Raw genomic sequence first — 23,353 nt, 5'->3', positions numbered from 1 at the left:
TTAGTGATAAAGCAAACCTTCTACGTCAGCACCCCTTTACTGCATGAAAAAATTTATACTACTGGTTTTTTTAACATTTATCGGTTCCTCTATTTTTGAAGTTAATGCACAACAATCCGGCATAGCCATTCTTGATAAAGTCCCTGCCGACATGCAACTTTTTGCCAGGGACAGCACCAATTACGCGGATGTGGATTTTTTAGGCCGGGTCCAGGTTTCTGGTTATGCTTATTTTTCTGTTGTAAGATACAGGAATAAAACGAGGGACAGTTACCAAAGAAAAGCGCTTCAATACAACGGCTCACAGGCTCCATTCAACTTTTCATTCAAGATAAAAGCCGAGCTGGCTGAAAATGATTTTGAAATTTACGCCTGCAAATCCGGCTCGGATTCCACGCTGATCGCGAGAAGGGAGAACATTGTCGCCGGAGATTTCTACCTTATTTACGGGCAGTCCAATGCAGTGGCCTGGGAGGTTGACTATGCATATAGAAATGAATTTGCGCGGACTTACGGCTCGTCGGGTGGCGCCGCTGCGTGGGGTTTGGCCAATGCCATTGGTCAGCGCGTGGGAATATTTGGAATAGAATTTCAAAGAGTGATCGCGGAAAGATACCAGATCCCGACCTGCATCCTCAACGGCTCCGCAGCAGGCGCATCTTTAATTGACCTTACCGACAAATCGAGCTTTTACGGGCACTTGCTCAACGCCGCCAGGGAAACCGGATTATTGCCGTCTCTGAAAGCCATCTTTTACTGGCAAGGAGAAACAGAAGCCTCTTCTAACGATCCCCTAACCTGGGCACCGCGCTTTGACAAACTGGTGCAAATGTGGAAAGAAGATTACCCGATGGTCAAAAAGATTTACGTTTTTCAACTCCCTCTGTTTGGCGGCGGTCCCTATGACGACCGGATCGGGGTTTTACGGGAACAGCAAAGAACATTGGACCGAAAATATCCCATTATTCAGCCTTATGCAGCTCTGGGAGCAGAAGGGTGGAACGGATTTCATTATGGCTTAGAAGGTTATCTGCAACTTGGCCGCGATCTGGCGGATATGGCAGGATATAATCATTATGGCGAAAAAGAAAAAATTTCTTCCCCCAGCTTGCAGAAAGCGTTCTTTTCCACACCGGAAAAGGATGAAATAACGATGGTCTTTGAAGATTATCAGCAAATGGTTTATCCCAAAGACACAGTCGCTGTGAACATTGAAGGAAGCTTGGAACCGTCTTCCGTTTTCTCTATGAAAGATTATTTTTATCTGAATGCGGAGTGGAAAAAACTGGCGTCGGGCAGAGCGGAGGCTAATAAGATCATTGTAAAGCTGAAAGAGGTTGGCAATGATTCTACGATCAAATACCTGCCTTCCAAATATCATTACTCGGGATTGCTGAATGCGGCATGGGTTTACATAGGGCCTTTTCTTAAAAACACAAAAGGACAACGCGCTTTTGCTTTCCATCACAATAAGATTTTCCCATATACAAATCTGGGCATCCTAACGCTTGCCGCCGCCGAACAAGACAAACAAGTGATCTTGAAATGGAACAAGTTGCCAGATGCAACGGGATATATTTTGGAAAGATTTGAAGCCAGCGATACGCTTGCTGCGCATGAAATCCTGCGTTTTCCTGCAAATCAACTTGCATATACAGATCCATCCGCGAAAAAAGGCATTCCTTATATTTATCGGATCAGAGGTTACACCGACCAGTCCGAATCAAAGCTGGCGTCCACAACGATAACAAAGCAGAGTGACGACATTGACGTTATACTCGGCGAAGATCCTACACAAGAATTAAGCATCAATGTATATCCCAACCCTGTTACCGACTTAATCAATATTGTCTCCGCCAGATCCGGAATCAATCTGGTAGAATTATTCACAATGAATGGCAAGAAGTTGAAGGAAGCAGGTTATGCGAACAAGGATTGGGCAACATTCAATGTGAACGAATTGAGTAGCGGGCAATACATTCTCAGGGTTTACTACGGAAGTAAAGTCAGCACCAGTAAGGTTGTACTTGTGCGCTGAACACTATACAAAATTGACTTCCGGCGATAAGCGTATGCCGTATTTTGCTTCAACCGAATCCTGAATGGTGCCTGCTAGATCACGGATCTCGTTCCCATTGCCGCCACCGTAATTGACCAGCACAAGCGCCTGTTTCTGGTGCACGCCAATGGCGCCCTGGCGGTAACCTTTCCAACCAGCCTGTTCGATCAGCCAGCCAGCCGGAACCTTCACCATTGTTTCGCCTACGGGATAACCGGGCATTTCCGGAAATGCGTTTTTAAGGGGATTGTATTGTTCCAACGGGATTTCCGGATTTTTGAAGAAGCTCCCCGCGTTTCCGATCTGGGCCGGATCGGGCAATTTGCTTCGGCGGATTGTAATGATAGCCTGGCTTACATCCGCTATGGTGGGATCGGACACGTTCATTTCGGCCAATGTCTTTTGCACATCGCCATAACCGACATTAATCGCCGGTTTTTTATTCAACACAAAGGTCACCCCGGTTACCACAAATTGGTTTTTCAGTGCTTTTTTAAATACACTTTCGCGGTAGCCGAATGCACATTCCTTGTTGGAAAAAACCTTTTTCTGGCCATCCTCAATAGAAACAGTTTCAACCGATTCCACAACATCTCTGATCTCAACTCCATAGGCCCCGATATTTTGCATCGGTGCTGCTCCTACCGTGCCCGGAATGAGCGACAGGTTTTCAACGCCGCCATAGTTGCTTTCAACGCAATGCATCACGAAGCCGTGCCAGCTCTCGCCCGCGCCCACTTTCAGCCAGACATGGTCCTCATCTTCCCTTATTTTATCAATGCCTTTAATAGCCGGATGGATCACCAGTGCGTTAACATTTTGGGTAAAAAGCACATTGCTTCCGCCACCGAGAATAAATTTAGGAGTCTCGTGCCATACGGGATCCAGCAAAATTTCTGTTAATTCTCCTACCGACCTGACTTCGGCGAAAAAAGATGCCAAGGATTCCAGGCCGAATGTATTGAAATTACGAAGCGAAAAGTTAGATTGAATTTGCATTGAACCGGTAAATAAATCCTTGTAAAGTTAGCTATTACATTCAAAATAGCATGTTATGGTGATTCATCCATTTTTGATTAAGTTTGTAGGCTCAGTGATAACGACTAAGGATATGATGCTGAAAAAGAATTTTTTATGGGCTCTTCATCTTTTCATTATCATCCTTTCAGGTTGCAGCAAAAAATCTGTTGTAAGCTCTTCCGGTTCGGAATACAAGGAAGATCTGTCTTCGGTGAGGCCCCGTTTCGAATATGTTGAACCGACGGTTACCGAAAAAGCCGCCCCGGTAAGCACACCTAAAACAAGTACAGCGCAAAAGGGAAATGTGGACAAGCCGTTATATGTCAACAAGCGGTTGGAAACGGTGCTGGATACATTGGCAAAGCACAATAAATCAATCCGTTATGCCAACGGTTTTCGGATACAGATTTATGTGGGCAATGTAAGGCAGGAAGCAGATGATGCGAAAAGCTACATTTATCAGGCTTTCCCGGACCTTAACCCCTACGTTTCTTACACACAACCCACCTATCGCGTGAAAGTAGGCGATTTTATGTATCGGACTGACGCAGAGCAATATCTGGAGCTTATCCGCGAGCGGTATTCTTCGGCTGTGATCCTGGCAGACCGGGTGGACATTAAGCGGAGCCTGCTGGTTAACCCTACTGCTGAAAGCAACTAGGATTTGAAATGTTTCTAACTTTTTAACCCGGATATTATTTATCCACATATACATACTAATGAAAATAGCCTTAATTACCGGGATTACCGGGCAGGATGGTGCTTATCTGGCTGAACTCCTTTTAAGCAAAGGGTACGAAGTGCATGGTATAAAGCGTCGCAGTTCGTTATTCAATACACAACGTATTGACCACATTTACGAAGATCCGCACGAAAAAAATGTGAGGTTCAAACTGCATTATGGCGATTTGAGCGATTCTACCAACATTATTCGCATCATTCAGGAAGTACAGCCTGACGAAATTTACAATTTGGGTGCGATGTCTCACGTCCAGGTTAGCTTTGAAGAACCTGAGTATACTGCCAATGTTGACGGAATCGGAACGTTGCGTATCCTGGAAGCAGTTCGTCTGCTGGGTTTGACTAAAAAAACAAAAATTTACCAGGCTTCTACGTCAGAGCTTTATGGTTTGGTCCAGCAGGTTCCGCAGTCGGAGACTACGCCCTTTTATCCGCGCTCACCATACGCGGTTGCCAAGCTTTACGGTTACTGGATTACAGTGAACTACCGCGAAGCTTATGATATGTTTGCTGTGAATGGTATTTTGTTCAACCACGAATCACCATTGAGAGGAGAAACATTCGTAACCCGGAAAATTACCCGCGCAGTTGCCCGGATTGCTTTGGGATTGCAGGATAAAGTTTACTTAGGAAACCTGGACGCACAGCGCGACTGGGGACATGCAAAAGACTTTGTAGAGGCAATGTGGCTCATCCTTCAGCAGGAAGTGGCAGAAGATTTTGTGATTGCAACGGGCATTACAACACGCATCCGCGATTTCGTAAGAATGGCTTTTGCAGAAGTTGGCATCGAAGTTGATTTCAGTGGTGAGGGTGCAGGTGAAATCGCGAAGGTGGCTAAATGCAACAATCCTGATTTTCAGGTCGAAATTGGTAAAGAAGTGGTTGCAGTGGATCCAAGATATTTCCGTCCGACCGAAGTTGAGCTTTTGATTGGTGATCCTACAAAATCAATGACCAAACTAGGTTGGAAACCTAAATATGATTTGAAAGCATTGGTTAATGATATGGTTACAGCCGATGTATTGCTGTTCAAGAAAGACAGACTTTTGGAAAGCAGCGGACACCGCGTTCCGAATTACTACGAATAAAATTAAGCATTGCTTGTTAAGTAAAAACCCCGAAGGACAATCCTCCGGGGTTTTTACATTTTATATGGGTCAGTTCAGCATCAGATCGCCTTAGGAGATTTTTTCTGAACAGATTTCGCAAGATCAATCAATTTTTCAGGAGTCTGGTAACCGATAACCTGTTTAACAACTTTGCCTTTTGCATCAATGAAAAACAATGTTGGATAGGCTTCCAAAGGATATTTGCCCGCAAGTTTCAAGCCTTCGCCGCTTTCCATATCGTACTTAACATTGATAAAATCTTTGTTAAAAACAGCCGCAACATCCTCACGCGTAAAAACATTCTTCTGCATTAGTTTGCAAGGCCCGCACCAGGTGGTGTAAGCATCGAAAAATATGATTTTGTTTTCTGCTTTGGCTTTTTTGAGGATTTCCGCCCATTTAGCTTCTGTAAACTGAATGCCCTTTTCCTCCGCTTTTACTTCTTTTTTATCCCCGTCAGTTTTATTTCCTTCTGCTACAACAACAACTGTGAATGTCAATGTTAAGATTGCAATTAGGAAAGACAGTTTTTTCAGACCTTTCATTTTTTTGATTTAGTTATGGTTTCAATTGTTCTTAAACGAAAATACCCTATTGTTTTATTTTATCCAATCGTGCTCCCTGTAATATGCCACAAGGGCATTTGAGGTTAGTAAAAAAAGAAAAAGTAACTTCGCACTATTATTAACGTCAAAAAAGCATGAAAGTTCAGGAAGCAAGATACGTAATGAGCAATTCGGATTATGAGAAATGTCCAGACCCGGTTTTGCCCGAATATGCTTTCATCGGGCGCTCTAATGTTGGTAAATCCTCGCTGATCAATATGCTGACCGGGAAAAAATCGCTTGCGAAAACCTCGCAACAGCCGGGTAAGACGCAGCTTATTAATCATTATTTTATCAATGAATCCTGGTATCTGGTCGATTTGCCGGGTTATGGTTATGCCAAAGTGAGCAAAGTTGAGCGTGAGAAGTGGGAGAAGATGATCGGCGATTATCTGCACAACCGCGAAAACCTCATTTGTACATTCGTCCTGATCGATATCAGACATAGCGCATTGGCCGTTGATTTAGAATTTATGGCAGATCTTGGCGAAGCCGGAATTCCTTTTCATATTATTTTCACGAAAGCCGATAAGCTGAAACCCAATCACGCGATCAACCAGATGGAGGCTTACAAGCAAAAACTGGCCGAAATATGGGAAGAAGTGCCGCCAATGTTCATTACGTCCGCCGAAAAAAACGAAGGGCGCGATCCCATTCTTGAGGCAATAGAAACTTATAATCAGTCGTTTGAAAGGACAAAGTGAACCAGAGGTTGTTTAACGCTCAATCTTTCCGTTATTTTGCGCAAAAATTTAGTTGGTCATTGCATTCAACATAATCATTATTAAGATATAACTAATTAGTAAGAAAGGATGAGTGAAAAAGTAGAGTCAACAGGGATGGATTTGTTGAAAGAAATAGCAAATGTTTCAGGAAAAGGTGGATTGTTCCGTATTCTTAAGCCCAGCCGTGCAGGCGTCATCGTAGAAAGTCTGGATGAAAAGCGCGAAAAAACGTTAATCGGACCAACCGCACGTGTTTCAGTTTTGAAAGACGTTTCTATTTTTACCGACGGTGAAGAAGAATCAGCTCCATTGGCAGACGTTTTCCTTAAAATCCGCGAAGTGCATGGTGAAGAAGTTACCTTGCAGCCAAAAACGGCATCAGACAAAGAGCTGATCGAATTTTTAGATAAAATTCTTCCGGAGTTCGACAGGTCAAAAGTTTACGTGTCCGACATCAAGAAGATCATTACCTGGTATAACCTGTTGTCTAAATATACGCCTGAACTATTTGTTCCCGCTGCTGAAGAAGCTGGCGAAGAAGTAGAAGCAACGGAAGTGGTTGCAGAAGAAGTGTCGGAATCGCCCGAGAAAGAAAAGAAAAGCAAAAAATAATCTCAGTTTATAGATCATTGCAGTAAACCCTGTCATTCAGACGGGGTTTTTACTTTTACACTTATTGCCTTACGGATTTATGACCTCCCTTTCTGCTTACATTGATCATACGTTGCTCACAGCCAACGCGAGTGAAACTGATGTCCGGAAATTGTGTGAAGAGGCATGGGTCCATCAGTTCAAGGCAGTTTGCGTCGCTCCCACTTATGTCGCCTACACGGCGGAAATGCTGGAATTTTGCCCTGTTAAAATAGAAATCGCCACTGTCATCGGTTTCCCATTTGGTTACGCAACTGCTGCTGTCAAGATTTTTGAAGCAAGTAATGCCTTGCAAAACGGCGCAACAGAGCTGGACGTCGTGATGAATATTGCACAGTTTAAATCGATGGCATATCTCAGCGTGCGGGAAGAACTTACCCAGATCGCTGCACTTGCGCATGAGCGGAATGCAATCATTAAGGTCATCATTGAAACCTCCTACCTGGACTCTTTTGACCTTTATACTGCCTGCGAGATTTGTGCAGAAGCAAATGCAGATTTTGTAAAAACTTCGACCGGTTTCGCGCCGCAAGGTGCTGATCCTGAAATTGTTCGTAAAATGCGTTCTATCCTCCCGCCAGGTATAAAAATTAAGGCATCCGGTGGGATAAAGACCAGGGAACAAGCCCTTGCGATGATTGACGCGGGTGCAGAGCGTATCGGGACTTCTGCCGGCGTTGCCATTGCAAGTGCATTGTGAAGCGACGCGTCTTGCTGCTCAGCACCGTTCACCCGGCAACAGATCCCAGGATTTTGTATAAAATCGCACCCTCACTCGCAAAGGAGTATCAAGTGTTTTGCGCTCTACCCAATGCCAAACCTGACACAGCTGACGGAACATTTACCGTGATCTCGCTTCCTGACTTTCAAAGTCTGTTTCTCAGATTGCTTTTTTCACACATCGTTGTCCTTTATAAATGCCTCCGTATCCGGCCGGACCTGGTGCATATTTTTGTTCCGGAGCTGATTCCCATTGCATTTGTGTTCAAATTGCTCGGCGGAAAAGTCATTTACGAAGTGCAGGAAAATCTTTTCAAGAAGTTCAGTATTAAGACTCACAACAATGCCTGGCTGTATCGCAGGCTTTTCAGGTTTTTTGACCATTGCGCAAGAAAGCATTTTGCCCTGATTTTCACGGAAGACGCTTATGTGCGGGAGTATGACAAACTGGCTCACCCCGCAGCGATTGTCCGTAATTACGCACTTCCTTCATTTATAGATACATATCTGGCAAACGGACCATCAACCAGCGTAAATCCCGAGATTATTTACATGGGGGTTATCTCGCTGGAACGATCTTTTGATACCATTGTCGTCGCTTTGGCAACATTAAAGAAACGCTATCCTGACTTTAAAATGCATTTGTTTGGCAGTCTGCGGATTGCTCAACATGAAATAGAAAAACTGCCAGGTTACGATGAGATTGCGGAAAATCTGACTTTTTACGGTTATACAGATCAGAAAAAAATCTTTGAATACGCCCGAAATGCAGTTGCCGGCATTGCACTATTGAAACCCGTTGCCGATTATCCCGAATCTTACACAACGAAATTGTTTGAATATATGTCCTTGCAGGTGCCCGTTATTACATCAGATTTCCCATTATACAGGAATGTTGTTGAACAATCGGGATGTGGTTTTTGTATATCTCCCTATAGGGCTGATCTGTTGTCAGAAAAGCTGCAATGGTTGATTGAAAATCCGGAAGAGCGTATCAGAATGGGTAGAAATGGCCGGAATTCGGTTGAAAAAATGTACAATTGGACTTCTGAAGAAGATACACTTTTGTCGTTTTATAGGGCTTTGCTTAGAAATTAATGTTTTTTCAGCAAAGTTTGCTATTTAGTATAATTTTATAAACTTATTATTGAATTGTTCAAATATTAAGTACTACGATTTCTACGAAATATTTAACTTTCGGAATTAAAAAGAATCGTAGCTTGCGAAGTCAACTTCTCAATCATGTATATTAATACAGTTAGTCATTATTTACCAAGCGAAGTTATTGGTAATGAATATTTTACAAATATTAACAATCTATCCCATGAGTGGATTGTAGAACGCACAGGAATTTCAGAAAGACGTAAGGCTTCTCCGGAAGAAAATACTTCCACAATGGCGATGAAAGCAGTGGAGGCCTTACTTGAGAACATCCCCTACAGCAAAAATGAAATTGACCTCATTATCGGTGCCACTTATACGCCATATGACACAATTGTAACATTAGCGCACGCAGTGCAGCATCAGCTTCAAATTCCGGACATCCCGGTTGTCAGCATCTCTTCTGCTTGTTCTTCTTTATTGAATGCTATCGAGATCGTTGAAGGCTATTTTGCATTAGGCAAAGCTTCTAAGGCGGTGGTTGTGGTCTCGGACCATAACACAGCTTATTATAACGAAATGGATACCGTTTCAGGGCATTTGTGGGGAGATGGCGCTTCGGCACTTCTGATTTCGAAAGAACGCCAGACGGATTCGGACATGGAGATCAAGAAACTGATCACCGGCGGCGCTGCAACGAGCGGAAAAGCCATTGAAGCAGTCGTATTAAGACCAAATGACCGCGGGGTAATCATGCCTTACGGTCGTGATGTATTTCAGAATGCGTGCCAGTATATGCCTAAGGTGAGCCAGCAGGTTTTACAGGCTTGCGGCCTTACGATTGATGATCTGGATTATCTGATCCCGCATCAGGCCAATCACCGCATCAGTCTTAATGTGATCAATACACTAGGAATTCCCGTAGAAAAGCTGATTTCCAACATTCAATATCTGGGAAACACAGGCTGCGCAGGTTGCGCGATTGCATTGTCGGAGAATAAGGACAAGTTTAAGAAAGGTGATAACATTGTAATTACCGTTTTTGGCGGCGGTTATTCTTACGGAGCCATGCTGATCACGGTCTGATATTTTATATTTATTTCTAAAACAAAAATGCCCGCATCTTCATCAATGCGGGCATTTTTAGTATCTGTTATAAAATCTTAATTCACTTCCGGCTCAGAAAACATAGCTGGCTTCCAAACATTATTTTCAGGATTAACGTCCGGAAGATTATGCTCCGGATCAATGGTAACCGAACGGATCGGCTGCTGTGTCGCTGCTTTGAAAGTCCAGCTTCCACCGCGCTGCCAGATTTCAACCGGCAATTCAACACGCGTTTTCTTACCATTCACTTCTTCAATGTCGATCTTAGCAGGCATTGCCCACTGATCCAGGTTTTCGATGGTGATAAAAGAGCCTTTTTGCGGGTTTTGCTCAACGTAGCTCACGTCTTTTACGCCTTGGTCCAGTTTATAGTTTTCAAAAAACCATCCTTTCCAAAACCAGCCAAGATCCTCACCTGCAGCATCTTCCATCGTACGGAAAAAGTCGTAAGGCGTTGGATGCTTAAATGCCCAGCGCTGCACATATAAATGAAATGCATAATCAAAGCGCTCTTTACCCAAAACTTGTTCACGCAGCATTTTTAAGCCGAGTGCTGGCTTATAGTAAGCTTCCCAGCCAAGATTCACCGCTTGCACCACATCCGGAATAGTCATGATCGGATCCGCTTTCGGCCGGAAAATGATCGGCGCGAGGCGTTGCATATCATTCATTTGCGAGCTTTTATACTCGCCATTATTGAAGTTATCAGCGGACAGAAAGTTGATGAATGTGTTAAATCCTTCGTCCATCCACGCATATTTGCGCTCATTATTACCCACAATCATCGGGAACCAGTTGTGCCCGAATTCGTGATCCGTTACACCCCAAAGATCATCCTTACGGCTTTTGCTGCTGCAAAAAACAATTCCCGGATATTCCATTCCACCTACTATCCCAGCGACGTTGGTCGCAACCGGGTAAGTGTATTCATGCACATAACCTGAATAAAATTCAATACAGCCCTTCACATATTCTGTCGAGCGGCCCCAGCCGTCCAATCCGCCATCCTCAGCCGGATAAACCGACTGCGCGAGAGCAGTTTTACCTTTTGGCAAATTCATTCTCGCTGCGTCCCAAACGAATGCTTTCGAAGTTGCCCAGGCTATATCACGCGCTTGCAAGCATCGGAAACGCCATGTTAGCGTCCCCGATTGTTTCGGTCTTGTTGCAGGATTAGTAACTTCCTCGGCACTGCGGATCATCACTGTCTGATCGCTTTTTGCCGCCTCCGCCAGTCTTTTTCTTTGCTCCGCCGTGAGAACATCCCCCGGATTTAATAGTTCACCAGAACCAACTACAATGTGGTCCCAGGGAACAGTAACATTATATTCAAAATCACCATATTCCAGATAAAACTCGCCTGCGCCCAGGTAAGGAAGCAAATTCCAGCCCTCAATGTCATCAAATACAGCAACTCGGGGGTACCATTGCGCCATTTCGTAAACGATGCCATTCTTGGTTTCCAATGTTCCCATGCGATCGGAACCATACTCAGGAATTTTGAAAGAATAGGCAATTTTAATTTTAATAATATCGCCGTTCGGCTTCACCGGAGTGGCAAGCCTGATTTGCATGCGGGTATCCGTAATTTTGTAAGTGGCTTCAACAAAACCGCCTTTTCCCTGCTGAACAGTCACTGCTTTGATCGAATCTCCTCCGCTGAAACCCGTATTACCAAACCTTCCACCGGTCACAGGTGTGGTTTTTCCGCCCCTGGATTGATCATTGAAAGCATTTTGATCCAGTTGAAGCCAAATGAAGTCAAGCGCTTCCGGACTGTTGTTCTTATAAGTAAGTTCTACATCGCCGCTCACGATTCCTTTATCCTCTTCCAGGGCAACATTAATTTTGTAATCGGCACGATTTTGCCAATATTTTGGACCGGGAGCTCCTCCGCCCGTACGGTATTCGTTACCTGGCTGAAAATTAAATAATGGATGAAAAAGCACGTGTGAATCGTATTTCACCTTCTCCTGCTCTTGTGCGTGGGCGTTAAAAAATCCAAGACCTGCCATGAAGAACAAGCCCAGACGAAATATTGAAATTTTCATTCTAATGATTATATATTGAAAATATGTGATTGTAAACGAGCAATATACGGCTTTTCGCCTTTTTTAATATAAAAAGTTTCATTTTTGCTAACCGGTAGTTACTTTAACCGATTCCCGGTTTTATCTTAAAATAAACCATGCGCCAGCGCCTTTCCATCGAAGATTACATTGCCGGAATACGCGCTGGCGACCGGATTGTGCTGAGCCAGGCCATTACCGTGACAGAAAGCAGGTTACCCGCAGATAAGGAACTTGCGTCAGCTATTCTTAAGGCAGTCCTCGCTCAATCCGGCAATGCATTTCGCATTGGAATAACCGGCGTTCCGGGTGTAGGAAAAAGTACATTTATAGAGTCTTTCGGCACTTATTTAACCTCCATAGGAAAGCGTGTGGCCGTGTTGGCCGTCGATCCGAGCAGCCAGAAATCCCGAGGCAGTATTTTGGGCGACAAAACGGCCATGGAGAAGCTTTCACATAACCCAAAGGCCTACATTCGCCCTTCCGCAACCGGTTTGTTCCTGGGCGGGATTGCCAAAAGCACCCGCGAGATCATGTTGCTCTGTGAAGCGGCCGGTTATGACGTTATTTTGATCGAAACTGTCGGAGTTGGACAATCTGAAACATTAGTTAAGGGCATTACAGACTTTTTTCTGCTGCTCATGCTGGCTGGCGCGGGCGACGAATTGCAGGGAATCAAGAAGGGAATTATGGAAATGGCGGACGCTATCGCGGTCAATAAAGCGGATGGTGACAATGTGCAGGCAGCCGCCATGGCCGTATCGACTTATCAGAGTGCGCTGCATTTGTTTCCAAAATCAGAGTCAGGTTGCGCGACAGAAGTGCTCTCATGTTCTGCGTTGGAAGAAAAAGGAATGGAGCAAATCTGGAACCTGATCCAGGCTTTTGAAAAAACAACAAAGGAAAATGGTTATTTTGATCAAAACCGGCAGAAGCAAAACCTGAACTGGATGCACGACCGGATCAGACAGTCCTTAGAAGATCGGTTTTACGGAAATCCTGAAATCGTAATGAAATTAAAATCGCTGGAACGGGATGTTAGGGATGGAAAAGAGCTTCCCGACTTAGCAGCGGAAGATTTGCTTCGCATTTTTATACAAAAGAACTGAGAGAACGTTGGCACGCATGCAGGCATGTAACGTCCATTACAGATCCTAACTGCTTAATTCCGAAACGTTAAATCATAAAAACTTTCTGCAAAAGCATTTTTGAAGTATGTTTGAACGTTAATCTTAACGATATACGAAACTAAACCAACTTTTACTTCCCGATTATGAAGATCTACGCCGTATTAAGCAAATTCACACTCCTAACATTTCTGCTAATGGCTTTTGTTGTCACAGCCTGCAAAGACGACGACGATAAAGAACCAGATCCGGTAGAGGATACGAACCCAATCGTCGGCAGATGGCAATTAACTGCGGTAACCCCTGAAACACCAGGAACGACGATCCCTGCTTTGAGCTTTATTCAAACTGTTGCTCCTTGTATTTTAGAGCTGAAACTGACATTCAATCCGGACAACACGCTTACAACCGCTGATTGCCCTTCTGCTGTTACCGCAATAGATCCGTTCGTTCCGGTAGGAACGGATGCAAAATGGAAAGTGGCAGGTGACAAACTGACATTAAGCAGGGGAACAACCAGCCAGGAGTTTAAAATAACCCAAACGGATACAAATCTTACCGTTGTAGTGAATACACAAACAGATACGACCAAACCAGCAGTAAACGCACTGCTGATTTTCAAAAGACTGTAATATTATTCCAATTCAAAAATTGCCCTGGCTTTAAAGCCCGGGCAATTTTTTTATCCACTGGTGTGGTCGCAGACTACAAGCCACTTGCCTTTTATTTTTTTCCAGAGTAAAGTGTAATGTCCTTCCAGATCCCCTTTTTCCGGCCTGGTCAAATGGAATTTCCCTACCAGAAATGCCACGTCCTTTCCTGGGAATGTGAGATTTAAGTAAGTAAATTTTAATGTTCCCATCGTCGCCCGATCGGGATAGCGTTTCAGGTAACCTTCGTGCGTCGCTTTGTAGCCGTACGTTATGCCTGCTTTTCCGACAAACATTAATGAGTCGGATTCCCAATAGCCGTTCATGAACGAATCAATGTCGCCGCGGTTCCAATCGGCCATTTGCCTGTCCATAGTTCCGTAAATCGTTTCTTTATCTTTGGAAGACTGCGCTTTTGCAAAAAGCGAAATCAGGATCAGGATGAGCGTGAAGAGCCGGTTTCTCATAATTTTTGCGGATTTTTGTAAATCGTTTCCTGATTTTAAATATACGCGAAAGAAATAAGGGAAGCGGCTGCAAAACGAAAAATCCAAATCAGAAATATCAGAATGAGTAAGTTCGACGATATATTTAAAAAGCTTGACCGTCAGAAATATCCGTTTATAGACGGCCTTTATTATCTATTCATTGTCGTTTTTCTGCTCATTTTGTTCCTATTCTTCGCCTGACCTGTGAACAAGCCTTCATTCCTGTTTATATTAAACCCAAACTCCGGCACTTCGATTGGGAGAAATACCGGCGAGGTAAAAAAAACGATCGACTCGTTCGCCAAGAAATTCGGGGCAGAAGTGACGATGCTTTTCACAGAAGAAAGGGCGCACGCGACAACATTGGTCAGAGAAAATCTCGATTTACAGCCCTGGAAGGCCATTGTAGCCGTGGGCGGCGACGGGACGGTCAATGAGATTGCACAACCACTTGTGAATACGGAGCAACCTATCGGTATTATTCCGCTCGGTTCCGGCAACGGGTTGGCGCGTCACCTCGGAATTCCACTTACATTGGAAGCATCATTAACGCGGCTTTTTGAAGGAAAAATAACCACCATCGATAGCGCTCAAATCAATGACATCCCCTTCTTCTGCACTGCCGGAATGGGCTTTGACGCCTATGTAGGGCATTTGTTCAGCCAGCAAAGCCAGCGCGGATTAGCTACCTATGTTAATGTTTCGTTTCAATCCTATTGGAATTACAAACCGCAGCGTTTTAAGCTGAATGGTGTGGAAACAGATGCGTTTTCATTGTCATTTGCCAATGCGGGTCAGTTCGGAAATAATGCCTGGGTAGCGCCTCAGGCCAGTTTACAGGATGGTTTGCTGGACGTTTGCACCATAAAACCATTTCCGAAATGGTATGGCACGTCTTTGGCATATCAACTTTTTACCAAGCAGATGAAGGCTTCGCGTTACATTGATTACCAGCATATGACCGAAGCCGTGGTCGAGACGCAAGTGCCGCCGATGATACATTATGACGGCGAGCCTTTTCAGCTGGACACAACAAGGATAGAAGTTAAAATTAAACCGCAGAGCCTGCGAGTAATTGTCTGATGTCAAAAAAGAACCGCACAGGAGTCATTTATTCCACAAACCCTGATTTCGAATACAACGATTCCGGGGCCGACGAACCGGATACATTACCACCCGCACAGCAGGATCTCAGGATCTGGCTGGACCGCAAAGGCGGTGGAAAAGTGATCACTATCGTGAAAGGATTTATCGGAACCAATGCAGATATGGAAGCATTGGGCAAACAATTAAAGGCTCTTTGCGGAAGCGGAGGAACTGTGAAAGATCAGGAAGTGCAAATCCAGGGTGATCACCGCGATAAGGTAATAAACTGGCTGGTCGGGAAGGGTTATAAGGCAAAAAAGGCGGGGGGCTAGGCCTCCGACGGTATTTCCCCTAAATCTCCTAAAGGGGACTTTGCATTTGAAAAGTAAAGTCCCCTTTAGGAGATTTAGGGGCTAGAGAACCTTATTCGTATCAATATCCGTCGGTGCGGGCAAGTTTGATGGCGGTGGCTGAGGCAATTGGTTCGAACGTACGTTTTCCAGCACTTCCACATTGGTCACGAAATATTTGGTATCGCCATTCCAGGGCAGTGTAAAGAATTTTTCCTCATAAGTCAATGAAACACGTTGCCCGTTTTTGATCGCTTCTTCGAGCTTTGCAATGGCATCTTTATTTTTGGCGCTTACTGAAAACACCCATTCCGAGGAGTTCATAGTTCCGTCACCTTCGTAAAGGCCGCCCATTCGCAGCTCGCCTTCATATGTTTTGAACAAATAACCTTTGTTGCTCAATTTTGTGATGAAACCTCCGCGCTTTCCTTCGCTGTAATAGCCAAACGTGAGGTAATAAAGAATTCCGAAAATAATGGCCAGAAATATGGCAAATATGACCCATTTACGCATAGCAGTGTTTTTCTGTGTTTATTGATAGCAGCGAACTTCGCAAAACAGATTGATTAATCCTAAATATTATTTTGCCCGAATTGCGATAACGGGGTCCATGCGCGCTGCGAGCATTGCGGGCACAATTCCGGATAATACGCCAATGATGCTCGAAACCCCCAGACCAAGGATAATGTTACCCGGCGTAAGTAGGATTTCCAGTGAGCCCATAGGCATGAATGATAGGAGAAACACTAAAAAAATACCCACCAAACCCCCGACGAGACTCAGCATAACCGCTTCAAAAAGGAACTGGAACAGAATTGAATAATTTTTCGCGCCCAACGACTTTTGAATGCCGATCAGGTTCGTCCTTTCTTTTACGGAAACGAACATGATGTTGGCGATTCCAAACCCTCCTACCAGGATCGAAAAACTGCCAATCACCCAGCCTGCAATGGTTAAAACAGCAAAAAGCTGGCCTATCGCTTCGGCCGCTGCTTCGGGACGGTTTAATGAAAAATTGCTGCCGTCACGCGGCTTGATGCCTCTTTTCGTTCGCATTAAGCCCGTAATTTCTGCTTCAACCTCTTTCATCCCCTCATCTTCGGGATATCCTTTGACCACAATATCGGCACTGCGGCGGCCGGATTGAAACAGCTTCGAAAAAGAAGCAAACGGGATAATACAGTTCTTGTCCGGGCTTCCGCCGAAATCCACAAGACTTTCGCCCTTGCGGACCTGTACGCCAACAATTGTAAATTTATTTCCTGCCAGTTTGAATGTTTTCCCCACCGCATCCTGCCCGGGAAAGAGAGCCCCGGCTATATCTGCTCCCACAATGGCAACATTACGCGCATTATTGGTTTCAAGAGGGATAAAATAACGCCCGTCCTGGATGGGAATATCTGAAATTTGATTGTACTCATAAGAAACACCCTGAATCTGGGCCACAATGCTGTTTGAGCCATTTTTTAAGGTGGTGCTTCCCCGAAAATCCATTACAGCTACGGCGCTGGCACTTTCCAGATTTTCGTAAAGGAATTTGTATTCTGCGTAAGTCGGCTCAGGCCATTGAAAGTATTTCCACCATTGATATTCGCCTCCGAAGCCCCACGGCCACTTTTGAACGTAAATAACCTTATCGCCGATGAAGCTCATACTATCCTTAATGCTGCGTTCCAGGGAATCGACAATGGTAAAAACGGCAACAATAGCAAAAATGCCGACAGTTACGCCCAATAAAGACAAGATTGTCCTGGTAATGTTGGATTTGAGCGCCTGCCAGGCGAATCGGAAACTTTCTAAAACCTGCCGTAAAAATTTCATAGCGCCGTCGGATATAATGTCTCTTTCAAAATCCTTTCAAACCAAAAGTTAAGTTTAAAGTATCATGCTTAGAAATAAATTGTTACAAAAGGCAAGATAAAGTGATTGATTTGATAAATTACAAACTGAATTATAACACTCCTATAATGACATTACGCCTCAAACTAGCATTCACAATCTGTATTTTACCGGGATTTCTGGCTGCTCAAAAGCCAGTTAAGGAGTCGACCGGATTTTATCAGTTCCTTTCCGACGACCCCAATCAGAAGCCATTTTTCAATGATCGCCCCGGCATTATTGCGAAAAACGGTATGGTGGCAACAGCCCATCCCGAAGCGTCGAAAGTTGGTGTTGAAATATTAAAAGCAGGCGGAAATGCAGTAGATGCTGCCGTTGCAGTGCAATTCGCATTGGCCGTTGTTCATCCTTCGGCAGGAAATCTCGGTGGCGGCGGATTTCTAGTATTAAGAGATAAATCCGGCAAAAGTTACAGCATTGATTTTCGCGAAAAAGCACCTGCAAAAGGCCATGCGGATATGTACCTGGATAAAGATGGCAATGTGATCCCAAAATCCAGCATACTGGGCCGGTTGGCGTCGGGCGTTCCCGGCTCGGTTGCGGGCATGGCAGAAGCACACGCAAAACATGGAAAGCTGCCCTGGAAGCAGCTTATTCAGCCCGCTATTGATCTTGCTGAAAATGGTGTTGTGCAAACCGAACGTGAGGCGCGTGGACTTAATGCAGTCAAAAAGGACGTGTTGGAGCTAAATCCAGGCACAAAATATTTTATCAATCCAACCGGAAAAGACTGGGTTGCGGGTGATTTGCTCGTTCAGAAAGATTTGGGTAAAGTATTACGCCGCATTCAAAAAAAGGGCCATGATGGTTTCTATAAAGGCAAGACGGCCAGGCGTTTGGTAAAAGACATTAATAAAAATAAGGAAGGAATCATCAGCAAAAAGGACCTGGCCGATTACAAGGCACAATGGCGTGAAACGATTACCGAAAACTATAAGGAATATAAAGTGATCACGATGGCACCTCCGTCCAGTGGCGGTGTTGCATTGTTGCAGCTAATGCGCCTGACCGAACAGCATCCATTGCGAAAATGGGGCTGGCACAGCGATTCCACCATTCAGGTGATGATCGAGGCTGAACGCAGGGTATATGCAGACCGCGCCAAATTTCTGGGAGATCCGGATTTTGTAAAGGTTCCGGTAGAGACCCTGATCAGCAAAGATTATCTGAGCAATCGCTGGAGTGACTTCAACTGGAATAAAGCCTCTGACAGTAAGGACATTAGCGGCGGTGTTTTCCCTGGATACGAAAGCTTGGAGACCACTCATTTCTCCATTGTGGACAAGGAAGGCAATGCCGTTTCTCTCACTACAACGCTAAATGGAGGCTATGGAAGCCGGGTTGTGGTAAAAGGCGGTGGTTTTTTTATGAACAATGAAATGGATGATTTCAGTGTAAAAGCCGGTGCTCCCAACATGTACGGACTGATCGGCAATAAGGCTAATGCCATTGCGCCGGGCAAAAGAATGCTGTCGTCCATGACGCCAACCATTATCGAGAAAGACGGAAAGCTGCTGATGGTAGTTGGCACGCCGGGTGGATCCACAATTATCACCTCTGTTTACCAAACCATCCTGAATGTGCTGGAACACGGTATGACCATGCAGCAATCTGTTAATGCATTAAAATTTCATCATCAATGGCTTCCTGATAAAACAACTTTTGAAGCAAATGCTTTTTCAGAAGGCGCCATCAAAAAGTTGCAGGATAAAGGTTATATTCTTGAACAGCAACGCAATACAATCGGGCGTATGGACTGCATACTTGTACTCCCTGATGGCTCGCTAGAAGGTGGTTCGGATCCCAGAGGCGATGATACCAGCATCGGATACTAATATTTTGACGCTTTTGAGCGTTATTATTTAGCATGCCTTTATTTGTTATGAGAAAATTCACATTCCTACTACTATTTATATCCGTTACATGTTTATCTAACTGTAAAAAAGATTCGAAAGATGTTGGCCCTGACCCGGATACAGACCAGCCATACACTCCGATCCAATTTTTGAGGTCATTCGATGTGCCTGGCTCTGAAAAGATCGCATTCGATTCTGTTACGAAAAATTATCAGATCAGCTTGCCCGAATCTTATTTGAGTAACTCCGCAGAGGTAAAAATGTCGTTGAACAAAAATGTGGTTCTGATCGACAGTCTCGGGAAACCTACCGCGGACAGCACAATCACATATAATTTCAAGGGAAATCAGCCGCTGTCATTTACATTGCGTGATAAGGAAGATAAATTTGCCGGTTTATTCACGGTCTATTTTGAAATCGCAGGCGCACCCAAAGTGGAGCTGCTAACCAAGGCTATTACGATCAATACCAATGGTTTTAAGTCACCATTCAAGTTTGTTTCGGGAGTAGGGACAATTCCTTCGCGTCCCGGGCAGACACCACCGGTGATTAAGGCTACAAATGCAAAAACTGGTTTTTCTACCCAAACGACTTACTATCAAAACCAGGAAAATATCACGTTTGAAAACATTGACAAGTTGGTAGGGGCCGATCCTATCAAAGTCGAAATCCTCTTTGCAGATAAAGATCCGATTGTTTTTGAAGGATTAACATTTACCCGTGGAGAGCCATTTTCCAGAATTCCGGATTCTAAATTTGTATATTCTACCAAGGACTCTGTTTTCGTAAGCGGCGGCTATTTTATTTCAACTTCGAAATACACCGTCAAATTTACCAGTGATTTTGTGACAACGCCCGCAACGGCTTCATTGAAATTTCTCAGTCCGACAAGCTTAAATCTTGAAAAGTTTCCTGCCAACATCGCCGAAGGATCATATCTCCTAACCTTCCACGAAGGTGAAAAGCAAATTGGCGAGGGCGCCATTTATGTTTCTAATGTGGCTTCGAAATCCATCGAATCCGTTTGGAAAGGCGAATTAATGCAGGCCTTAATCAGAAATACAGCACCATTAACCTTTAAAAAAGGGGATACTTTTTATGCAAAACCATCTCCCGTGGAATATGGCTCTTCCAACACGAATTTTGATGTGAACAAGCTGCCCGTTTTACGTCTAAAAAGTGGTTCGACAACCATTGACCTGAAACCAGCATTGGCTGTCGTAAACTGGGCAACGGCGGGCGTAAGCTATCCGGTCGGCAAATATGTTTTGCCGGCGAGCCTGGCAGCAGGGCAATATGAGATTACTGCTGTGTTCCCGGATAAAACTGTTTCAAAACCGTATTGGGCGAAAATGCGTATCAATTAAAGGTTGCCTTGCATTATTAAACTCTTGTCAGTTCCTGAATGATTTGTTCGAATTCAGGAAACTGCGTTTGTAATGCTTCTCTTTCAGCCATTTCAAAATCTGCAAAATCGAAACCGGGCGCAACGGTGCATCCCACTAATGCATACGTGCTGCCTTTTGCCGGACGGGACGCAAACCATGATTCTGCCGGGACTACGGCCTGGAATGTTTCACCTTTTTCAGGATCATTTCCCAGTCTGATCATCTGCAATTCCCGGCGTTCTTCATTGATCACAAAAATTTCCAATGCTTCCCCGGCATAGAAATGCCACATTTCATCGGATTTGATCCTATGGAATGCAGAAAAGTTATACGTTTCCAACAGAAAATATATCCCGGTTGAAAAAGATCTGGTCCCACTAAATCTTGCTGGTAATGCCTGCTGCGGCACATTTTCATTTGCCCGGTAAGTTTCTGCATAGTAGCCACCCTCCGGGTGCGGGCTTAACGCATATTTTTCAATCCAGTACGCTGCTGGTTTTAGATCTTCCATAGTGGGACCAATATAGCATGACCGTTTAATAACTGACGCTTACAATTACACTTTTTTCAACCCGCAAAAAATTTATTAATAAACACTCGGTCCAATTTTTCATTAATTTTGATCAAAAGAAATCATATCCAATCAAAAATGATCAAAATGAAAAATGACCGCGTGAACATTGTAGCCGACGAGGTGCTTTCGAATAATTGGTATACATTAAAAAAATACACATTTGATTACCTGAGTGCCGGCGGGCAATGGGAAAGGCAGTCGAGAGAAGCTTATGACCGTGGGAACGGCGCTGTCATAATGCTTTACAACCGCGAGAAGCAAACTGTTATATTAACCAGACAATTCCGCATTCCCACTTATGTGAACGGGAATGAAACCGGCATGCTAATAGAGGCTTGTGCGGGGCTCTTGGATCGAGATAACCCGGAAGATTGCATTAAGAGAGAGACCGAGGAGGAGACTGGCTATAAGATCAATGCTGTCGAGAAAATATTTGAAGCATACATGTCGCCGGGTTCTGTTACAGAAATTCTATACTTTTTCGTGGCCGAATATAGCGAGGATATGAAGGTAAGTGAAGGCGGTGGCAGTGTGCAGGAGCAGGAAAATATTGAAGTAATGGAATTACGATTTAATGAAGCGCTTAACATGGTAAAGACAGGCGAGATTAAAGACGCCAAGACCATTATGCTGCTGCAGTATGCACAACTCAACCAATTGCTTACAAAAAATGGCCAAAAAGAGCATTTTCAGCTCTCTCAGGCCATTTAATATATTTGTAACGCTAAAATTTATGATATTGGATCAGGCGTTGGCGTTGTTTCAGGAGTTGCTGTTCCCGCGGCTCCTTTGTTGCCTACAAACTTTTCATAAAGCTCTTTGAAAAAGTTTTCAGCATCAGGGAAACTGCTTTTAAGCGAGTCTGCACCTTTCGTTTTCAACTCTTCAAAATATTCAGGAGCCTTGTCGATCGCACCTTCCGCTTCGGCCTTCAAATTGTTGGCTTTGGTTTTCAGGTCTTCCAAAAGCTTTTCGCCTTCTTCGCTTTGAAGATACTTATGTGCAGCCACTCCAGCGGCCGCCCCAAGAATAAATGTGGCAAGGTGTTTCGCGTTTATGCTCATGATTTCCAGTTACTTAGTTTGAGATTAAATTTAAAGAAACTTATGTGTTGTTACAAAAGGATTGCTTTAAGTTACTAAACTATTTTCCAGAAAAAACTGTGCCCACCTTCTTCGCCAGGAAGACTATTTGATTTCAAAAGCCGCTTGCATGCGATAGCTGATCTTAATTTTCTGATATTGAACATCGCTCTCAACCACCGCGTCTGCTGACTCCGCTTGTGCGAAAGTCCTCATGTTGGCTTTGGCGAAAACCGGTTGCGGGAAATACAAATTTTCATCCAGCTCCTTAATTTCCATCACCTTGCCCAGCTTTTGGTCCAGCGAGGCAACGAGATACTCAGCTTTCACTTTTGCCGCTTTTAAGGCATCGATCTTCACCTGCTTTTTATACTCTTCTCTTTTCGAGTGATCCACGCGTGCAACATTTGCATACTGCACACCGCGGCTTTCCACTTTTGATAAAATGCCGTCCAACTTATCCGCGCTGCTTACTTTCAGCTCGTACTGCTTGCTTTCCAGGAATGTCGCTGGCTTTTTCTTTTTGTCCGTATAGTTTTGATAACCACCTAAACCGCTGATAGACAATGCCTCTTTTGGAAGTCCCGCGTCGGCGATTGCTTTCAAAAGCTGTTTTTCCAAAGTACTGATCACCACTTTGTCTTTCTGGCTTTTCTCATCTTCAAAATACTCCCTTAACGAAATGCTGAAATAAATTTCGTCGGGCACTATTTCCATTTCAGCGAAACCGGCCACTTCTATTTTTGGCAGGACGATCTGCTGCTCATATTTGACCTGGGAAAAAGCAGGAAACAAAACGCTCATTGCAAACAGGGAACTCAAAATAATCTTCTTCATGGCTTTCATAAAATAATATTGGATATAAAGTACAGATGCGGGCGGCGGGCTTATCGTTGTAATGAGCTGAAATAATTGCCGTCCACGTAGTTTAGATGCAATGTTA

Annotated in this window: 24 protein-coding genes; 15 read left to right on the top strand and 9 right to left on the bottom strand. The window is 44.2% G+C overall.

The genetic code is table 11. From position 1 onward, the window contains the following. The first annotated feature begins 43 nt into the window (after positions 1-43). Positions 44-2,038 (top strand): T9SS type A sorting domain-containing protein, encoded by a 1,995-nt coding sequence (locus B5X68_RS25390; RefSeq protein ID WP_082217568.1) that lies wholly within the window; start codon positions 44-46, stop codon positions 2,036-2,038. A gap of 3 nt (positions 2,039-2,041) precedes the next feature. On the opposite strand, the gene murB is transcribed toward B5X68_RS25390, so the two are convergent. Beyond that, positions 2,042-3,058 carry a UDP-N-acetylmuramate dehydrogenase gene (gene murB, locus B5X68_RS25385; protein WP_082217567.1) on the bottom strand — a complete coding sequence of 339 codons (1,017 nt, stop codon included), beginning with the start codon at positions 3,056-3,058 and terminating at the stop codon, positions 2,042-2,044. Positions 3,059-3,113: 55 nt separating this feature from the next. Between murB and B5X68_RS25380 the strand changes: the two genes are divergently transcribed. Both B5X68_RS25380 and gmd read left to right on the top strand, forming a co-directional pair. Next, positions 3,114-3,740: an SPOR domain-containing protein gene (locus B5X68_RS25380; protein WP_082217566.1), complete on the top strand. Its 627-nt coding sequence runs from the start codon at positions 3,114-3,116 to the stop codon at positions 3,738-3,740. 58 nt (positions 3,741-3,798) lie between these two features. Next, positions 3,799-4,911 (top strand): GDP-mannose 4,6-dehydratase, encoded by a 1,113-nt coding sequence (gmd, locus tag B5X68_RS25375; RefSeq protein ID WP_082217565.1) that lies wholly within the window; start codon positions 3,799-3,801, stop codon positions 4,909-4,911. A gap of 80 nt (positions 4,912-4,991) precedes the next feature. Here gmd and B5X68_RS25370 read toward each other — a convergent pair whose 3' ends face one another. Then, on the bottom strand, positions 4,992-5,468 hold the full coding sequence (locus B5X68_RS25370) for a thioredoxin family protein (protein WP_082217590.1): 477 nt from the start codon (positions 5,466-5,468) through the stop codon (positions 4,992-4,994). Positions 5,469-5,632: 164 nt separating this feature from the next. Here B5X68_RS25370 and yihA point away from each other — a divergent pair, with 164 nt between their 5' ends. The 5 genes from yihA (at position 5,633) to B5X68_RS25345 (ending at position 9,820) form a co-directional block, all read left to right on the top strand. Further along, on the top strand, positions 5,633-6,241 hold the full coding sequence (gene yihA / locus B5X68_RS25365) for a ribosome biogenesis GTP-binding protein YihA/YsxC (protein ID WP_082217564.1): 609 nt from the start codon (positions 5,633-5,635) through the stop codon (positions 6,239-6,241). Between the two features lie 108 nt (positions 6,242-6,349). Beyond that, entirely contained in the window at positions 6,350-6,874 is a 525-nt protein-coding gene (locus B5X68_RS25360; protein WP_082217563.1) for a DUF5606 family protein, read from the top strand. 79 nt (positions 6,875-6,953) lie between these two features. Further along, a complete protein-coding gene (gene deoC / locus B5X68_RS25355) occupies positions 6,954-7,613 on the top strand; it encodes a deoxyribose-phosphate aldolase (RefSeq protein ID WP_082217562.1) in 660 nt (219 codons plus the stop codon). Continuing rightward, positions 7,610-8,731, top strand: a complete 1,122-nt coding sequence (locus B5X68_RS25350) for a glycosyltransferase (protein WP_229208563.1) — start codon at positions 7,610-7,612, stop codon at positions 8,729-8,731. Before deoC ends, B5X68_RS25350 begins: the two co-directional genes overlap by 4 nt. A 144-nt stretch (positions 8,732-8,875) precedes the next feature. After that, entirely contained in the window at positions 8,876-9,820 is a 945-nt protein-coding gene (locus B5X68_RS25345) for a 3-oxoacyl-ACP synthase III family protein (protein ID WP_082217560.1), read from the top strand. Between the two features lie 77 nt (positions 9,821-9,897). On the opposite strand, the gene B5X68_RS25340 is transcribed toward B5X68_RS25345, so the two are convergent. Continuing rightward, positions 9,898-11,892: a M1 family metallopeptidase gene (locus tag B5X68_RS25340; RefSeq protein WP_141110411.1), complete on the bottom strand. Its 1,995-nt coding sequence runs from the start codon at positions 11,890-11,892 to the stop codon at positions 9,898-9,900. Positions 11,893-12,029: 137 nt separating this feature from the next. On the opposite strand from B5X68_RS25340, the gene meaB reads away from it, so the two are divergent. Together meaB and B5X68_RS25330 are read left to right on the top strand one after the other, a co-directional pair. Beyond that, entirely contained in the window at positions 12,030-13,019 is a 990-nt protein-coding gene (meaB, locus tag B5X68_RS25335; protein WP_082217559.1) for a methylmalonyl Co-A mutase-associated GTPase MeaB, read from the top strand. A gap of 215 nt (positions 13,020-13,234) precedes the next feature. Continuing rightward, on the top strand, positions 13,235-13,669 hold the full coding sequence (locus B5X68_RS25330) for a lipocalin-like domain-containing protein (protein ID WP_170916721.1): 435 nt from the start codon (positions 13,235-13,237) through the stop codon (positions 13,667-13,669). Positions 13,670-13,719: 50 nt separating this feature from the next. Here B5X68_RS25330 and B5X68_RS25325 read toward each other — a convergent pair whose 3' ends face one another. Then, the gene (locus tag B5X68_RS25325) at positions 13,720-14,154 is read right to left on the bottom strand and encodes a YybH family protein (RefSeq protein ID WP_082217588.1); all 435 of its coding nucleotides are present in this window, start codon (positions 14,152-14,154) and stop codon (positions 13,720-13,722) included. A 225-nt stretch (positions 14,155-14,379) separates the two neighbouring features. On the opposite strand from B5X68_RS25325, the gene B5X68_RS25320 reads away from it, so the two are divergent. Continuing rightward, the gene (locus B5X68_RS25320) at positions 14,380-15,258 is read left to right on the top strand and encodes a diacylglycerol/lipid kinase family protein (protein ID WP_082217557.1); all 879 of its coding nucleotides are present in this window, start codon (positions 14,380-14,382) and stop codon (positions 15,256-15,258) included. Then, positions 15,258-15,593, top strand: coding sequence for a translation initiation factor (locus B5X68_RS25315; protein WP_082217556.1), 336 nt, complete (start codon positions 15,258-15,260; stop codon positions 15,591-15,593). The genes B5X68_RS25320 and B5X68_RS25315 overlap by 1 nt, the downstream gene beginning before the upstream one ends. A gap of 81 nt (positions 15,594-15,674) precedes the next feature. On the opposite strand, the gene B5X68_RS25310 is transcribed toward B5X68_RS25315, so the two are convergent. Beyond that, a complete protein-coding gene (locus B5X68_RS25310) occupies positions 15,675-16,124 on the bottom strand; it encodes a DUF8785 domain-containing protein (RefSeq protein ID WP_082217555.1) in 450 nt (149 codons plus the stop codon). A gap of 66 nt (positions 16,125-16,190) precedes the next feature. Beyond that, the gene (locus B5X68_RS25305; RefSeq protein WP_082217554.1) at positions 16,191-17,432 is read right to left on the bottom strand and encodes an ABC transporter permease; all 1,242 of its coding nucleotides are present in this window, start codon (positions 17,430-17,432) and stop codon (positions 16,191-16,193) included. A gap of 146 nt (positions 17,433-17,578) precedes the next feature. Here B5X68_RS25305 and ggt point away from each other — a divergent pair, with 146 nt between their 5' ends. Further along, positions 17,579-19,345 carry a gamma-glutamyltransferase gene (gene ggt, locus B5X68_RS25300; protein ID WP_082217553.1) on the top strand — a complete coding sequence of 589 codons (1,767 nt, stop codon included), beginning with the start codon at positions 17,579-17,581 and terminating at the stop codon, positions 19,343-19,345. A 47-nt stretch (positions 19,346-19,392) separates the two neighbouring features. Next, entirely contained in the window at positions 19,393-20,733 is a 1,341-nt protein-coding gene (locus B5X68_RS25295; protein ID WP_141110410.1) for a hypothetical protein, read from the top strand. Positions 20,734-20,749: 16 nt separating this feature from the next. On the opposite strand, the gene B5X68_RS25290 is transcribed toward B5X68_RS25295, so the two are convergent. Continuing rightward, positions 20,750-21,265 carry a cupin domain-containing protein gene (locus B5X68_RS25290; protein ID WP_082217551.1) on the bottom strand — a complete coding sequence of 172 codons (516 nt, stop codon included), beginning with the start codon at positions 21,263-21,265 and terminating at the stop codon, positions 20,750-20,752. A 147-nt stretch (positions 21,266-21,412) separates the two neighbouring features. Here B5X68_RS25290 and nudK point away from each other — a divergent pair, with 147 nt between their 5' ends. Beyond that, positions 21,413-22,039, top strand: coding sequence for a GDP-mannose pyrophosphatase NudK (nudK, locus tag B5X68_RS25285; RefSeq protein ID WP_082217587.1), 627 nt, complete (start codon positions 21,413-21,415; stop codon positions 22,037-22,039). Between the two features lie 20 nt (positions 22,040-22,059). Here nudK and B5X68_RS25280 read toward each other — a convergent pair whose 3' ends face one another. Both B5X68_RS25280 and B5X68_RS25275 read right to left on the bottom strand, forming a co-directional pair. After that, the gene (locus B5X68_RS25280; RefSeq protein ID WP_082217550.1) at positions 22,060-22,392 is read right to left on the bottom strand and encodes a YtxH domain-containing protein; all 333 of its coding nucleotides are present in this window, start codon (positions 22,390-22,392) and stop codon (positions 22,060-22,062) included. 123 nt (positions 22,393-22,515) lie between these two features. Further along, complete coding sequence (locus B5X68_RS25275; protein WP_082217586.1) at positions 22,516-23,247, bottom strand: SIMPL domain-containing protein; 732 nt, start codon at positions 23,245-23,247, stop codon at positions 22,516-22,518. Positions 23,248-23,353: the final 106 nt, after the last annotated feature.

Source organism: Dyadobacter psychrophilus (assembly GCF_900167945.1).
Taxonomy (GTDB): Bacteria; Bacteroidota; Bacteroidia; order Cytophagales; family Spirosomataceae; genus Dyadobacter; species Dyadobacter psychrophilus.
Note: the sequence above shows the minus strand (reverse complement) of the source record. Positions and strands in the feature narration are given on the sequence as shown.

Excerpts from the sequence above, each read along its gene's own strand:
- B5X68_RS25380 (WP_082217566.1), top strand. The coding sequence starts at position 3,114 with ATGGTGATTCATCCATTTTTGATTAAGTTTGTAGGCTCAGTGATAACG.
- B5X68_RS25340 (WP_141110411.1), bottom strand. The coding sequence starts at position 11,892 with ATGAAAATTTCAATATTTCGTCTGGGCTTGTTCTTCATGGCAGGTCTT.
- deoC (WP_082217562.1), top strand. The coding sequence starts at position 6,954 with ATGACCTCCCTTTCTGCTTACATTGATCATACGTTGCTCACAGCCAAC.
- B5X68_RS25390 (WP_082217568.1), top strand. The coding sequence starts at position 44 with ATGAAAAAATTTATACTACTGGTTTTTTTAACATTTATCGGTTCCTCT.
- B5X68_RS25295 (WP_141110410.1), top strand. The coding sequence starts at position 19,393 with ATGAGAAAATTCACATTCCTACTACTATTTATATCCGTTACATGTTTA.
- B5X68_RS25275 (WP_082217586.1), bottom strand. The coding sequence starts at position 23,247 with ATGAAGAAGATTATTTTGAGTTCCCTGTTTGCAATGAGCGTTTTGTTT.
- meaB (WP_082217559.1), top strand. The coding sequence starts at position 12,030 with ATGCGCCAGCGCCTTTCCATCGAAGATTACATTGCCGGAATACGCGCT.
- yihA (WP_082217564.1), top strand. The coding sequence starts at position 5,633 with ATGAAAGTTCAGGAAGCAAGATACGTAATGAGCAATTCGGATTATGAG.
- ggt (WP_082217553.1), top strand. The coding sequence starts at position 17,579 with ATGACATTACGCCTCAAACTAGCATTCACAATCTGTATTTTACCGGGA.
- B5X68_RS25325 (WP_082217588.1), bottom strand. The coding sequence starts at position 14,154 with ATGAGAAACCGGCTCTTCACGCTCATCCTGATCCTGATTTCGCTTTTT.
- B5X68_RS25315 (WP_082217556.1), top strand. The coding sequence starts at position 15,258 with ATGTCAAAAAAGAACCGCACAGGAGTCATTTATTCCACAAACCCTGAT.
- B5X68_RS25360 (WP_082217563.1), top strand. The coding sequence starts at position 6,350 with ATGAGTGAAAAAGTAGAGTCAACAGGGATGGATTTGTTGAAAGAAATA.
- nudK (WP_082217587.1), top strand. The coding sequence starts at position 21,413 with ATGAAAAATGACCGCGTGAACATTGTAGCCGACGAGGTGCTTTCGAAT.
- B5X68_RS25310 (WP_082217555.1), bottom strand. The coding sequence starts at position 16,124 with ATGCGTAAATGGGTCATATTTGCCATATTTCTGGCCATTATTTTCGGA.
- B5X68_RS25345 (WP_082217560.1), top strand. The coding sequence starts at position 8,876 with ATGTATATTAATACAGTTAGTCATTATTTACCAAGCGAAGTTATTGGT.
- B5X68_RS25330 (WP_170916721.1), top strand. The coding sequence starts at position 13,235 with ATGGCTTTTGTTGTCACAGCCTGCAAAGACGACGACGATAAAGAACCA.
- B5X68_RS25280 (WP_082217550.1), bottom strand. The coding sequence starts at position 22,392 with ATGAGCATAAACGCGAAACACCTTGCCACATTTATTCTTGGGGCGGCC.
- B5X68_RS25305 (WP_082217554.1), bottom strand. The coding sequence starts at position 17,432 with ATGAAATTTTTACGGCAGGTTTTAGAAAGTTTCCGATTCGCCTGGCAG.
- gmd (WP_082217565.1), top strand. The coding sequence starts at position 3,799 with ATGAAAATAGCCTTAATTACCGGGATTACCGGGCAGGATGGTGCTTAT.
- murB (WP_082217567.1), bottom strand. The coding sequence starts at position 3,058 with ATGCAAATTCAATCTAACTTTTCGCTTCGTAATTTCAATACATTCGGC.
- B5X68_RS25290 (WP_082217551.1), bottom strand. The coding sequence starts at position 21,265 with ATGGAAGATCTAAAACCAGCAGCGTACTGGATTGAAAAATATGCGTTA.